Origin of the sequence: Acidisoma cellulosilyticum (assembly GCF_020621385.1) — a bacterium.
Classification (GTDB): domain Bacteria; phylum Pseudomonadota; class Alphaproteobacteria; order Acetobacterales; family Acetobacteraceae; genus Acidisoma; species Acidisoma cellulosilyticum.
Window position 1 is genome coordinate 639,086 of sequence record NZ_JAESVA010000001.1, and the last position, 13,350, is coordinate 652,435.

Here is a 13,350-nt window from a genome sequence, read left to right on the forward strand (position 1 = left end):
CTCTTGCCTGGGCCAGCTAGCGCCGGTAAACGGCTGCCCACAAACAATAAAAAAGGCGGCCACAAGGCCACCCTTTCAGTTTCTTGGATGTTTTCCCCAACTTTGCGCGGGAGTTATTGTTGCGCGAAGGATAGCCCGCAACGCAGGATCCTGCCAATGACTTTGCGTCTTCTGGGCCACCGCCTTCTGCGAACCGGCCATGTGATGAAATCATTGCTGCTTTGCACCATTGCCCTGACCGCGGCGACCGCCTTTAGCGCGCAAAGCGAGGCGGCGCCTGCACATTTCTCGCTCACCAGCCCGACCATTCGCTCGGGCAGCATGGTCCCGAGCGAGAATGTCGGACAGCGCGACGAATGTCACGGCGGCAATAAGTCTCCGGCTCTCGCCTGGTCTCACGCTCCGGACGGCACGGCGAGCTACGCCATCAGCATGGCCGATCTCGACGCCAAGGTCGGCGTCGTCTGGTTGTGGCTGATGTTCAACCTGCCGACCTCGACCGCCTCGCTGCCGGCCAATGCCGCAGCCGATGCGACGCTGATGCCGAGCGGCACCGGCCAATCCAGAAATGGCTTCGATGCGATCGGCTATAGCGGCCCTTGCCCCAAGAAGGGCGCCGTCCCGCACCACTACCTCATCACCGTCTGGGCGCTGAACGCAGGACATCTGACCTTCAAGGACGGCACGCCCGCTGAGACGGTCGCCATTTTCCTGCGCCGCCACGCCCTCGGCCACGCCAGTCTCACGCCTTATTATAGCGCCCGCTGACTGTTCTTCGGGACTAGCCGGACCAATCGTCATTTCGTAACATTATCGTTATGTTTCGAAAGAGAGATCTATGGTCGGGCGATTTCTCGCGCTGGACGGGCTGCGCGGCCTGCTCGCGCTCTATATCCTGCTCGGGCACACGATCCCCTTCCTTGATCTTCCGCCTGCGCTCGCCGGTCTGGGCGATCTTCTGTCCCATGGGCGCGCGGCTGTCGCGCTGTTCTTCGTCCTAAGCGGACTCGTCATCCTCGGGTCGATAGAAAAATTCGCAACCCTCCCGCATCCCACCGCCCGCTTCCTGCTGGCGCGGGCGGGCCGGCTGATACCCGTCTATGCGCTCGCCCTCGCCCTCGCGGCCCTGGCCCTCAGCCTCGGCGATCCCTTTCCGGCGATGGGGTGGCTGTCTCCCGGTGGCGCCGCGCATGACATTGTCGAATCGGGCTGGCCGCATTCCGCGCTCTGGCATGTCATGGCCCATGCTCTTTTGCTCCAGGGCTTATTGCCCCCTGCTTTGCTCCCCAATGCCGAATTTTCCATCCTTGGTCCCGCGTGGAGTCTCAGCACGGAGTGGCAGTTCTATGCCCTCGCGGGGCTGGCGCTCGCGTCCTTCGGTCGTCGTGTGACCAGCACCGTCGGGCTGCGGTATTGCGTGACGACATTGCTGCTGCTCGGGATTTTGGGGCTCGGTAATGACGCCCTGCCTGCCGAGTGGCAGTTCGGTCGAGCCTTTCTGCCGCAGGAAGCCTGGTATTTCGCACTCGGCATCGCAAGCTTCGGGCTGATGCGCAGGCCGGATGACAGAGCGGCGCGCATCCTTGTTGCCCTCACCCTGACGGCCAGTTGCATCATGAGCGGGGTCGGCACCAACCCGGCCGCGGTGCTGGTGCCGCTCGCCTGGGTGCTTTGCCTTATCTGTCAGAATCCCACACGCGCGCCGTCCGTCGTTCGGGCGGCATGTCATTGGGGCTACCGGCTGCTGACCTCGCCCATCCTGCTCTGGGCCGGGCGGATGTCCTACGCGCTCTACCTGACCCACGCGCCGGTACAACGTCTGCTCATGCTCTGGCTGGCTCCCCGCGCGGATGGGGATTGGCACCGCTTCACGCTGTCATTCATGGGACCAGCCATCGCACTGCCCCTGCTCGTCGCACTGGTCGTGCATCACAGATGGGAGGAACCGGTGCGGCATTGGAGCCAGAGGCGGGCGACCGCAAAAGACGCGTTTCGGCTTAGGCCTTACGCGTCAGACTCCAATACATCGGCTGCCGGCCAGCCGTGAGGGCCTTGGCCTCATACCGCGTCGGCGGCCAGCCATCCGGCCGCTCAAGCGCGGGCGGCGGCACGTCGAACGCGTCCTGGCCAGCGAGAACCTCGGCCGTCCAATCCTGATAGGTCGGGTCGTCGGTCGCGATGCGCCAGATGCCGCCCGGACGAATCACCCGCGCGGCGATCTCGATATTCGTGGGGTGCATGAAGCGCCGCTTGGTATGGCGCGTCTTCGGCCAAGGGTCCGGGAACATCAGATAAAGCCGGGACAACGTGGCGTCCGGCAGCTTGCTCAGAAGCTGGCGCGCGTCCTCGTCCCATAGGCGCAGATTGACGGGCAGAGGCGGAATGGCCTCGGTCCCGTCATCCGGCACAAGGGCCGAGAGCATCGAGCAGATGCCGTTCTCGAAAACCTCACAGGCAATCAGGCCCACCCGCGGGTTGGCTTCGGCCAAGGCGCGCGCGTGTTCGCCGCCACCGAAACCCACTTCAAACCAGACTTCCTGGGGAGAATGCGCAAAAGCGCCCGCCGGGTCGGCAGAACCCGCCTCCGGCAGGCGAAGCAGCGGCAGCACTTGCTCCATGAGCCAGAGCTGCCGCGCCCGCAACGGGTGGCTACGCTGCCGGCCGTAAAGACGGTCCGGCTGAGGCTTGGTCGTAATCAGCGGCCGAAGGCGGACTTCAGGGACGACACGAGATCGGTGCGTTCCCAGGTGAAGGTGCCCTTCTCCTCGTCCGGCGTGCGGCCGAAATGGCCATAGGCCGAGGTCGGCGCGTAGATCGCACGGTTGAGGTGCAGATGCTCGCGGATACCGCGCGGCGACAGGTTAACCAGTTCGCGCAGCGTCTTTTCAAGCTTCTGCTCGCTCACATCGCGGCCCGTGCCATGCAGATCGACATAGACGGACAGTGGATGGGACACGCCAATGGCGTAGGAAATCTGCAGCGTGCACTTCTCGGCCAGGCCAGCGGCCACGACATTCTTGGCCAGATAGCGGCAGACATAGGCGGCCGAACGATCAACCTTGGTCGGGTCCTTACCCGAGAAGGCGCCGCCGCCATGCGGGGCCGCACCGCCGTAGGTGTCGACGATGATCTTGCGACCGGTCAGGCCGCAATCACCGTCCGGACCGCCGACGACGAAGGTGCCTGTCGGGTTGATGTAGATTTCGGATTCGTCGGGCATCCAGCCTTCCGGCAGGCTCGACTGAATGATCGGAAGCAGCATGCCCCGCACCTTCGACAGGCTGACGCCTTCGTCATGCTGGGTGGAGACGACGACGCTGGTGGCGCCGACCGGCTTGCCGTCGACATAGCGCAGCGTGACCTGGCTCTTGGCGTCGGGCTGCAGGCCTTCGACGCTCAGGTCCTTGTTGCGGCGCAGTTCGGCGACGCGGCGCAGAATGAGATGCGAGTAATAAAGCGGCGCCGGCATCAGCTCTTCAGTCTCGCGGCAGGCATAGCCGAACATGATGCCCTGGTCGCCCGCGCCTTCGTCCTTGTTGCCGGCAGCGTCGACGCCGACCGCGATATCGGCGGACTGGGCATGCAGAAGCACATCGACCTGCGCATTGCGCCAGGAGAAGCCCGCCTGATCATAGCCGATGTCATGCACCGCCATACGCGCCAGATGGGCGAGATATTCGGCGGTGATGCTGTCCGGGCCACGGGTCTCGCCCGCAAGGACGATGCGGTTCGTCGTCACCAGGGTCTCACAGGCGACACGCGCATAAGGGTCGGCCGCGAGATAGGCGTCGAGCACCGTATCGCTGATCCGGTCGGCAACCTTATCGGGGTGGCCTTCAGAAACCGATTCTGACGTGAATAGATACTCGCCGGTATCGCGCATAACGTGCTCCATGCTGACGGAGGAATCTCCTCACCCACCGGCGAGGGAGAGGGGATTTCGCCTAAAGCGGCAAGCGGGTCAACCCTTTGCGCCGTCAGGCCAGACCCAGAACGTCTTTCATGGAATAAAGACCGGGCGGCTTGTCGCTTACCCAATGGGCCGCGCGCACGGCACCGGTGGCGAAAGTCCTGCGGTCAAAAGCCCTATGTGTAAGAACGATTTGCTCATCTGCGCCGGCAAAGAGGAGGCTATGCTCCCCGACGATCTGGCCGCCGCGCAAAGCCGCGAAACCGATTTCACCTGTGACGCGCGGCCCGGTATGCCCGTCCCGTCCGCTCTGCATGACATCGGTCAAATCGACCTTACGACCGGCGGCAACCGCCCTGCCGATGCCGATCGCGGTACCGGATGGCGCGTCAACCTTCTGGCGGTGATGCATCTCGACGATCTCGGCATCGTATTGCTCCGCCGGCAAAGCCGCCGCCATTTGCTCGGCGAGCGCCAGAACCAGCGTGACGCCGGCTGAGAAATTGGCGGCATAAACCACGGGAATCCAGCGCGCCGCCTGGGCGACGATCGCCTCCTCCGCGGCCGACAGACCGGATGTGCCCAATATCCAGGGGGTACCGGCCGCGATCAGCACCTCGGCATGCGCCTCGGCCGTGCCGGCACGCGTGAAATCAATCACCACGTCGCTCGCTTCCGCGAGTGCCGCGACAGTCTGGAAAAGCGGCACCGGGCTGTCCGCCGGCGTCGCATGCCGCGTGCCGCCGACAAGCGCGGCACCGGCGGTCGCGACCTCTTCCACCAGCATCTGCCCCATCCGGCCAGAGATACCGGCAATTCCAATCCGCAAAGACATAAAGATATAAGTATCCGTTGATCAGTACATGTGTTGGCCACCGTTGATCGACAGCGTCGATCCGGTGATGAAACTGCCTTCGTCCGCCGTCAGAAAGGTAACGCCGCGGGCGATATCCTCGGCCTGACCCAGCCGCCCGACAGGAATGCGGGCAATGATCTTACCCAGCACATCCTCCGGCACGGCGCGGACCATATCCGTATCGACGTAGCCAGGCGCGATGGCATTGACGGTGATGCCGAAACGGGCACCTTCCTGGGCTAGCGCCTTGGTGAAACCGTGAATGCCGGATTTGGCGGCGGCGTAGTTGACCTGACCATATTGGCCGGCCTGGCCGTTGATGCTGCCGATATTGACGACGCGGCCGAATTTCTTCGCCTTCATGCCGTCGAAGGTCAGTTTGCACAGATTGAAGCAGGAGCCGAGATTGGTATCCATCACGGCATCCCACATGTCGCGCGTCATCCGCGTCATGGTGCCGTCTCGCGTGATGCCGGCGTTATTGACCAAAATCTCGATCGGGCCTTGCTGTTCCGTGATCTGGGCAACAGCCGCTTCGCATTCCGCGAAATCGCCGGCGTCGAATTTCAGCGTGACGATCCCTGTCGCTGCCGAAAAAGCCTCGGCCTTCTCGACATTGCCGGCATAGCTCGCAATGACGGTACGGCCGGCTTCCTTGAGAGCGATGCTGATGGCCGCACCAATACCGCGCGTGCCACCGGTCACGAGTGCAACTCTCGACATGGTCTTTCTCCTCGCCTCACTTTTTTGGCACCCGCCGGACGGAAGGTCCGCGGATGCTTCAGCCTGGAACCAAGTCTAGGCTGAAAACGTAAGGATGCTAGCCGTCATTTCGGCATCGCGCTGCGCATATCAATGTGACCAGCGGCCGACATCGGCGACCCTTGCGCGATAGACGATATAGACGGTCCAGATGATCGGGGGGATCAACGGCACCGGCACGATCATCGGCTTGTAATGGCTCGGCACCGCCAGGAAGACCCAGGATGATGCCGCGCCGAACAGCGTGAAGCCCCAATAGATCAAAGTGATCGCCCATGGCGCCATGCCCGATCGATGGGCGATCTGGAACAGATGTCCGCGATGGGCCTGGGTAATGTTCTCGCCGCGCAGCAGCCGGCGGACCAAGGTGAAGGCGACATCATACAGCGCGCCCGTCAGCATCATCGGCACCAGCACGAAGGAGAGGTCGGCGCCTTCGAAGCGGGAGGAGGCGACCGCCAGCATGGCCAGCACGAAGCCGCAGAACTGGCTGCCGACATCGCCCATGAAGATCCGCGCACGCGGATAGTTGAAGGGCATGAAGCCCAGCACGCCCGCCGCCAGCAGCGCCGCCGCGAAATAGGTGAACCAGCCATTGGCATGGGCCGCGAAGATGCTGAGGAAGACGCAGGTAATGAAGGTGATGCCGGAAGCGAGACCGTTCAGCCCGTCGATGAAATTCATCGCGTTGGTGGCGAACAAAATCCAGCACAAGGTAAAGGGAATGGCGAAGGGGCCGACATCGACGCCGCCTATATAAGGCAGGTGATAGGCGACGACATAAAGCCCGGTTAGCACCGCCGTCAGCGCGGCAGCCACCTGGGCGCCAAGTTTGATGATGAATCGGTAGTCGTAAATGTCGTCCAGCAGCGCGACCAGGGCGATCGCGAAGGACGACAGGATCATGCCACGGAAATAAGGGTCGGCCAGGCGGGCGAAGCCGGCGAAGCGATACAGGATCAGGATCCCGACCAAGTAGGCGAGTACGATGCCGACACCGCCGAGCTTGGGCGTAGGCGCGTCATGCGCCTTGCGCCCTTCGGGGTGGTCCATCACGGCCAAGGCGATCATGGCCCGGACGCCGCAGGCGGAAGCAATCGCCAGGCAGGCCAGGAAGATCAGGTGAATGGTAACGGCGTGAAGGGTCATCGGTTACGGTTTTGAACGGCGGCGGACCATGACGGAAGGCCCGGCCCAGAGCAAGACGGCGCCCAGTAGGATTTCCGTCATTCTTTACAGTATCATCAGGCTCTGCACCTGAAACGGGCGGGCGGCATGCGTGCGGGAAAGCTTGCCTCCGCCCCCCGCATCGGTTAAACGCCCGCCCCTAACGTCGGCACCCCTGGAGGCCGGCGTTTTACGCATTTCCAAGGAGCGAGTTATGGCCAATTTCACGTCTATTTCGGCCGAGCTGCGCGAGCGGGCAGGTAAGGGGGCAGCGCGCGCGACACGCCGGGCGGGGAAAGTTCCCGCCGTTATTTACGGTGCGAAGCAAACGCCGACCCTGATCTCCCTCGAGCCGCGCGCGGTCATCAAGGAGCTACATCGCGGTGGCTGGCGGTCCCGCCTGTATGAACTGGATCTCGGCGCCGACAAGGCCCGTGCCCTGATCCGTGACGTTCAGTTCCACCCCGTCACCGACCAGCCCGAGCATGTCGACTTCCAGCGCCTGGCGCCGGGTGAGTTGATCCGCGTCGCGGTTGCCGTGTCGTTCGAAGGCGAAGCGGTCTCCCCCGGCCTGAAGCGTGGCGGCGTGCTGAACGTCGTGCGCCACACGGTTGAAGTCTATGCCGATCCTGAGACGGTGCCCGAGCATTTCGTGGCCGACCTCAGCACGCTCGACATCAACGACAACGTGCGCTTCTCGGACCTCAAGGGCACCGAAGGCACGCGCGCGACGATTCTCGACCGCGACTTCGTCATCGCGAGCGTCGCTTCCGTGACGCAGAACGCGGCCGACGCGGCTGAAGAAGCGGCTGCCGCCGCTGCTTCCGCTGCTGCTGCCGCCGCCAAGGGTGGCAAGAGCGGTGGCAAGCCGGCCGCCAAGCCGGCCGCCGCTGCGCCCGCGAAGAAGAAGTAAGACTGCGACGCTAACCGGAACGGGGGCCGGGTCTGCCCATGTTACTTTGGGTGGGGCTCGGCAATCCCGAGCCGGGAATGGCTCGACAGCGCCATAATATCGGCTTCATGGCGCTGGATGTGATCGCGATCCGCCACGGCTTCGGGCCGTGGCGGCCGCGTTTCAAAGGCCTGGTGGCGGAGGGTCGCGTGGGCAGCCAAAAGATCCTCGCCCTCAAGCCCATGACTTATATGAATGCCTCAGGCCAATCGGTGCAGCAGGCGCTCTCCTTCTTCAAGATCGAGCCCGCTGACCTCACCGTCTTTCATGACGAGCTGGACCTTGTGCCTGGCAAGCTGCGCACGAAGCGCGGCGGCGGGGCCGCCGGTCATAATGGCTTGCGCAGCATCGACCAGCTGATCGGCACGCCGGATTATGGTCGCGTAAGGCTTGGCATCGGCCATCCAGGCCATAAGGACCGGGTCCATGGCTATGTGCTGAGCGACTTCCCGGCCGCCGACAAAAGCTGGCTCATCCCCTTTCTGGACTCGGTCGCCGACCGTGCCGGGACCTTGGCCGAGGGCGAGCCGGAAAAATTCATGACCAGCGTTTCCGAAGACATGCGGAAGGTACAGTAATGGGCTTCAATTGCGGCATCGTCGGTCTGCCCAATGTCGGCAAGTCGACCCTTTTCAACGCCCTGACGGCGACCGCCGCCGCCCAGGCCGCGAATTATCCCTTCTGCACGATCGAGCCGAATGTCGGCCGCGTGGCCGTGCCCGATAAGCGCCTGCAGCCGCTGGCGACCATCGGCAAGTCGCAGAAAATCCTGCCGACCAGCCTGGAATTCGTCGATATCGCGGGTCTCGTGCGCGGCGCGTCCAAGGGCGAAGGCCTCGGCAACCAGTTCCTTGCCAATATCCGCGAGACGGATGCCATCATCCACGTGCTGCGCTGCTTCGAGGATAGCGACATCACCCATGTCGAGGGTGACATCGACCCGGTGCGCGACGCCGATGTGGTCGAGACCGAGCTGATGCTGGCTGATCTGGAAAGTCTGGAGAAGCGGCTGCACGGATTGCAGAAGCGCGCGCGCGGCGGCGACAAGGAGAGTGCAGCGCAGCTCGTTCTGGTCGAGCCGATCATCGCGGCGCTGACCGAGGGCAAGCCCGCCCGCACCGCAATCCCGGTGGCGGACCGCAAGCTGGCCGAGCGTCTGCAACTGCTGACCGCCAAACCCGTCCTGTACGTCTGCAATGTCGAGGAAGCGTCGGCCGCCACCGGCAATGCCTTCTCGGCCAAGGTCGCTGCCATGGCGATCGAAAAGGGGGCGGCGCATGTCGTGGTATCGGCGGCGATCGAAGCCGAAGTCAGCCAGCTGCCGGAAGAGGATCAGGGCGAATATCTGGATGGCCTGGGCCTGACGGAAAGCGGCCTCGCGCGGGTTATCGCCGCCGGCTACGGGCTGCTCGGCCTCAGCACCTATTTCACCGTGGGTCCCAAGGAAACGCGGGCCTGGACGATTGAAAAGGGCATGAAGGCACCGCAGGCAGCGGGCGTCATCCATGGCGATTTCGAGCGCGGCTTCATCGCCTGCGAGACGACCGCCTATGACGACTACATCGCCTACAAGGGCGAAGTCGGCGCGCGCGAAGCCGGCAAGCTGCGGATCGAGGGCAAGGAATACGTGGTCAAGGACGGCGACGTTCTGCTGTTCCGGTTTAACGTCTGAGCTTGGTGCCTGAGCGCGCTATCGCGCGCTGAAACCGGCACCGGCCCGCACCCCCACCCGGGGGTGCGGGCCGGTGCCGCTTCTGAACCTGCGGATGCAGGTTCGATCTAGAGTCTGTCAGGTTTTAATAGATAATTTGTCATCCGCGCACTTGTTGCGCGGACCTACCCGCCGCGGCGCCCAGCCGGCCGATTGCTTGCTGCGTCAGGTAGATGCGCGGGTCGGGGTGCGGCCGGCCAGGCCCGCGCACGACAGATTTTTTGGCGTTTCCAACTAAACCTGACGGACTCTAATACAGCGTCGCCCTGGTGCGTTCCGGCAGGTCACGGTCATAGCCTGCGCCGTCGAACACCCCTTGCGAGATATGCTGCAAAATCTGCCCCGCGCTCGGCAGTTTTGACCGCTCCACATGACGCGCCGGGTCCCACAAGGCCGAACGCACGAAAGCCTTCGCGCAGTGGAAATAGACGCTCTCGATCGTTACCAGAATAACGGTCTTCGGCGGCTTGCCGCCCACCGCAAACTGCGCGAGCAGATCAGCATCATCCGAAATCACCGCGACACCGTTGACACGCAGCGTCTCCCCCACGCCGGGGATGATGAACAGCAGCGAAATGCGCGGATCGCGGATGATGTTGCGCAGATTGTCGATGCGGTTATTGCCCGGCCGGTCGGGGATCGCGAGTGTGCTGTCATCCAGAATCCGCACGAAGCCCGGCGCATCGCCCTTGGGTGAGCAATCAAGCCCCTCCGGCCCCACCGTCGCCAGAATGATCATCGGCGCGGCTTCCACGAAGGCGCGATAATCCGCATTGAGCTGCGGGATCTCCTTTTGCAGCGAGCGCGGATTGGCCGGTCCGTAGATCGCTTCCAGCGCCTCTATCGTCTCGATCATGGGGATGATCCTTACGGTTCTTTCGGCGAAGTATAGGACGGGTCATGGGCGAAGGGCAGCGGCCCGCCCGATCTCAATGCCGCGAGGACGGACGCGAAATCTGTCTGCGGTCGGAATCCCATCACGCGCTCGGCGGCGGCGGCATCATAGACCCGGCCGATCGAGACCGGCAGGCGCCAGCCGCGCGCCGCGTACAGCGCTGTCGCTTCGGGGAAGTAGCGGGCGATGACGGATGGCGCATCCCGTTTCAGCGCTTCCGCATCCGCCCGCTGAAAGGGCGTCGGCGCCGAGAGGATAAAGGTGCCTAAGCCGATCTCCGGCGCGCGGGTGAGTGCCACGACATGCGCTTCCGCCGCGTCTTCCACCGTCAGGCGCCGGTGCAGGAACTCATTCGCTTTCATATTCTCGCCGCTTAGGTCGCGATGGGTATCGTCGTCTTCCGGGAAAAAGCGTGCCGTCCGCAGGGTGACGCAGTGGAGTCCGTGTTCAAGGTGGAAGATGCGGCATAGCCCTTCGGCGGCGAGCTTGGTGACGCCGTAGATATTGCGCGGCGCCAGCGGCCCGGTGTTTTCGTCCAGCCACACCGCATGCTCTGCCGTCTCCCGCCGGATGGCGTCCGAGATCATCAGCGAGGTGGTGGAGGTCGCGATGAAACGGTCATGCCCGGCGGCGACGGCGGCCTCCAGCAGGTTCAGCGTGCCGGTGACATTGGCGTCGATGAAGGCCTGGGCCGGATAGCGGATGATATCGGGCTTGTGCAGCGCGCCGGCATGGATGACCGCCTGCGGACGGTATTCCGCAAAAACGCGATCGACCAGCGCGCGGTCGCCCACCGAGCCGAGCACCTGGGTGTCCTGCCCCGGCGCGACATCGAGGCCGATGACCTCATACCCAAGACCGGCCAGCCGGGGCGCCAGAAAGCGCCCGAGCCAGCCGGAAGACCCTGTCAGAAGAAGGCGCATCTGTCCTCATCAGTGCTGGGGGACCAGTGTCGTCTGGAAAAACGCCAGGATCGCACGGTTCATCTCGGCATGGAACGCGACGCGGTCAAAGCCTGTCTTGTCTGTGCAGATCGGCGCGGCCAGACGCGCCAGATCGGGACCGCAGGGGGCCAGGAAATCGAAATGCCCGGCGCCTTTCACGACATGCAAGTCAGCCGGGGCCGGCAAGCCCTGCGCCATCTGTGCGACTTCGCCCGGCACCACGCCGTCACCGCCATACTCGGATTGCCAAAGCTGCAGCGGCACAGCGATAGCCTTGAGGCCTGCGGGGGCAAAGATGCGGCTCAGAACCGGATCGGCCAGCACGGCGGCACGAATGCGCGGATCATGCGGCAGCGGTTCCGGCAGTCGCTCGCCTTGCCGCAACTGGGCGCACATCTTCAGATGCGGATAGCCGGCGCAAATCGCCGTCAATCGATCGAAATCCGGATTGCCGCCGATCAGCACAAGCCCGGTGAAACCGCCGCGCGAGAAGCCGAAAAAGCCGATGCGCGCCGGATCGATCCGCGCATGGTCAGGCCAGGCCGCAAGCATGAAATCGATTAGGCGCCTGATGTCTTCCGGGCGGCGGCTCCAGACTTGCAACTGGTCAGCCGCACTGCGATCCCCGGCCCTACCGCCATCCACCGGATGATCGATCGCCGCCACCACGAAACCGGCATCGGCCAGCGTTTCCGCCAAATCATGATGGCCGAAGGACCAGCCGCCGACACCATGGGAGATGACGACCAGCGGCATATGCTGGCCGAGGATGGGGCAGTCCTTATTGCCGGGAAAATTGATCGGACCGGCCTTGATCGTCCCTACGGGGGCCGCACAGGGTGTCCACACCGCGCCGGTCATGGGCGGTCCGTCGGCATCGGCCGGTACGGTGATAAAACGCACGCCCGCCGCATGGGCCGTCAGCGGCAGCAGCGCGCACAGGGTCAGAAAAAGCCATCGCATCGGAAACCTCCTGGTTGAGAGGTCGCCAGGATGAGCGGCTGCCCGGCAATCGCGACCGCGATCCGGTTTTAGGTCGTCCCGGATCGCGATCTCGGCCATAAATCCGCCCATGCCGCTGGTGCCGCTCCCCTTCGTCATTGCCTTTCTTCTCGGCATCCTGCTGGTCCGTCTGGTGCGGAGCGATCAGGCCCGGGCGAGCCCTTGGCTGGCGGCGATGGTCGCTGCCTATGCCGCCCAGGCTGTGCTTCTCGGCCTGCATTGGGGATACGGCCTGCGCGGGGTGCTCCCGTTTCAAAGCGTTCTGGCGGCCGCCCTTGCCCCCTTTTCCTGGCTCGGCTTTCGCAGCTTTGTGGCGGTCAACCGGCGTGTCGCGATCCATGCGCTGCCGCCCCTGCTGGTTGCTGGACTTTGGGTCTGGGCGCCCTGGCTCATCGACCGCGCCCTCACCCTGATCTTCCTCGGCTATGGCGTCGCATTGCTACGGCTTGCCAGGCGCGGGCCCGACGCACTCGGCCGCGCCACGCTCGACGGCGCCATTTCGGTGTCGCACGCGCTCTGGGTCACCGGCTTCACGGTCATCGCCTCGCCGGTCGTCGATCTTGCGATCGGCCTGGACCTGATGCGGGATCAAGGTCGTCACGCGGGCTTGATCTCGGGTGCGTCGAGCCTGATCTCGATCGCGCTGCTCGGCTGGGTCGCGGCCCTGGCCGGCAAAAGCGCCCCGGCTCCGGCTCTGGCACCCGTCACAACGCCCGAGCCCGTGCCGCTCTCGGTCGCGGAAACGGAAGCGCCCGTCCCGGCAAGCGGCGACATCGACACCGTCGCGGCCCTGGACGCGCTGATGCGCGAACGCGCACCGCATCACGATCCGAATCTGAGCCTGGAGCGGCTGGCGCGCCGCATGGGACTGCCGGCCCGCAGCCTGTCCGGCGCCATCAACCGCGTGCGTGGAATGAACGTGTCGCAATACGTCAACGAACACCGGGTGGCGGATGCATGCCGCCTGCTGACGGAAACCAGGACGCCCATCACTCATATTTTTCTCGACGTCGGATTCCAGACGAAATCCAACTTCAATCGGGAATTCCTGCGCATCACGGGTGCAAGTCCCAGCGCCTGGCGGCAGCAGGCGGTCGGGCCTGCGTCACCCTCCGATGGACAGAAGACCGCGGACTGCTAGAGAGTTTCCG

Annotated in this window: 14 protein-coding genes; 6 read left to right on the top strand and 8 right to left on the bottom strand. The window is 64.1% G+C overall.

What is annotated here, in order from left to right; all coding sequences use genetic code 11:
- Positions 1-156 precede the first annotated feature (156 nt).
- A complete protein-coding gene (locus ACELLULO517_RS02995) occupies positions 157-768 on the top strand; it encodes a YbhB/YbcL family Raf kinase inhibitor-like protein (protein ID WP_227305737.1) in 612 nt (203 codons plus the stop codon).
- Between the two features lie 70 nt (positions 769-838).
- Positions 839-2,047, top strand: coding sequence for an acyltransferase family protein (locus tag ACELLULO517_RS03000; RefSeq protein ID WP_227305739.1), 1,209 nt, complete (start codon positions 839-841; stop codon positions 2,045-2,047).
- Here ACELLULO517_RS03000 and trmB read toward each other — a convergent pair.
- The 5 genes from trmB to ACELLULO517_RS03025 form a co-directional block, all read right to left on the bottom strand.
- The gene (trmB, locus tag ACELLULO517_RS03005; protein WP_406566227.1) at positions 1,998-2,618 is read right to left on the bottom strand and encodes a tRNA (guanine(46)-N(7))-methyltransferase TrmB; all 621 of its coding nucleotides are present in this window, start codon (positions 2,616-2,618) and stop codon (positions 1,998-2,000) included. The two genes, ACELLULO517_RS03000 and trmB, sit on opposite strands and share 50 nt — an antisense overlap.
- Before the next feature lie 77 nt (positions 2,619-2,695).
- Positions 2,696-3,883: a methionine adenosyltransferase gene (gene metK, locus ACELLULO517_RS03010; protein ID WP_227305741.1), complete on the bottom strand. Its 1,188-nt coding sequence runs from the start codon at positions 3,881-3,883 to the stop codon at positions 2,696-2,698.
- 94 nt (positions 3,884-3,977) lie between these two features.
- Positions 3,978-4,739 carry a 4-hydroxy-tetrahydrodipicolinate reductase gene (dapB, locus tag ACELLULO517_RS03015; RefSeq protein ID WP_227306064.1) on the bottom strand — a complete coding sequence of 254 codons (762 nt, stop codon included), beginning with the start codon at positions 4,737-4,739 and terminating at the stop codon, positions 3,978-3,980.
- A gap of 27 nt (positions 4,740-4,766) precedes the next feature.
- Positions 4,767-5,489, bottom strand: a complete 723-nt coding sequence (gene phbB, locus ACELLULO517_RS03020) for an acetoacetyl-CoA reductase (RefSeq protein ID WP_227305743.1) — start codon at positions 5,487-5,489, stop codon at positions 4,767-4,769.
- A gap of 129 nt (positions 5,490-5,618) precedes the next feature.
- Positions 5,619-6,677, bottom strand: coding sequence for a glycosyltransferase family 4 protein (locus ACELLULO517_RS03025; RefSeq protein ID WP_227305745.1), 1,059 nt, complete (start codon positions 6,675-6,677; stop codon positions 5,619-5,621).
- A gap of 232 nt (positions 6,678-6,909) precedes the next feature.
- Between ACELLULO517_RS03025 and ACELLULO517_RS03030 the strand changes: the two genes are divergently transcribed.
- The 3 genes from ACELLULO517_RS03030 to ychF are packed head-to-tail and all read left to right on the top strand — an operon-like array spanning position 6,910 to position 9,319.
- Positions 6,910-7,608, top strand: coding sequence for a 50S ribosomal protein L25/general stress protein Ctc (locus tag ACELLULO517_RS03030; RefSeq protein WP_227305747.1), 699 nt, complete (start codon positions 6,910-6,912; stop codon positions 7,606-7,608).
- Positions 7,609-7,646: 38 nt separating this feature from the next.
- Entirely contained in the window at positions 7,647-8,225 is a 579-nt protein-coding gene (gene pth / locus ACELLULO517_RS03035; RefSeq protein ID WP_227305749.1) for an aminoacyl-tRNA hydrolase, read from the top strand.
- Positions 8,225-9,319 (top strand): redox-regulated ATPase YchF, encoded by a 1,095-nt coding sequence (gene ychF / locus ACELLULO517_RS03040; protein ID WP_227305751.1) that lies wholly within the window; start codon positions 8,225-8,227, stop codon positions 9,317-9,319. The genes pth and ychF overlap by 1 nt, the downstream gene beginning before the upstream one ends.
- A 289-nt stretch (positions 9,320-9,608) precedes the next feature.
- Here the strand turns inward: ychF and ACELLULO517_RS03045 are convergent, their stop codons facing one another.
- From ACELLULO517_RS03045 to ACELLULO517_RS03055, 3 genes are read right to left on the bottom strand one after another with little or no spacing between them, the layout of a single operon-like run.
- On the bottom strand, positions 9,609-10,214 hold the full coding sequence (locus ACELLULO517_RS03045) for a pyridoxamine 5'-phosphate oxidase family protein (RefSeq protein WP_227305753.1): 606 nt from the start codon (positions 10,212-10,214) through the stop codon (positions 9,609-9,611).
- Positions 10,215-10,225: 11 nt separating this feature from the next.
- A complete protein-coding gene (locus ACELLULO517_RS03050) occupies positions 10,226-11,176 on the bottom strand; it encodes an NAD-dependent epimerase/dehydratase family protein (RefSeq protein WP_227305755.1) in 951 nt (316 codons plus the stop codon).
- Positions 11,177-11,185: 9 nt separating this feature from the next.
- The gene (locus ACELLULO517_RS03055) at positions 11,186-12,160 is read right to left on the bottom strand and encodes an alpha/beta hydrolase family protein (RefSeq protein WP_227305757.1); all 975 of its coding nucleotides are present in this window, start codon (positions 12,158-12,160) and stop codon (positions 11,186-11,188) included.
- Between the two features lie 109 nt (positions 12,161-12,269).
- Between ACELLULO517_RS03055 and ACELLULO517_RS03060 the strand changes: the two genes are divergently transcribed.
- A complete protein-coding gene (locus ACELLULO517_RS03060) occupies positions 12,270-13,340 on the top strand; it encodes a helix-turn-helix domain-containing protein (RefSeq protein WP_227305759.1) in 1,071 nt (356 codons plus the stop codon).
- The last annotated feature ends 10 nt before the right edge of the window (positions 13,341-13,350 follow it).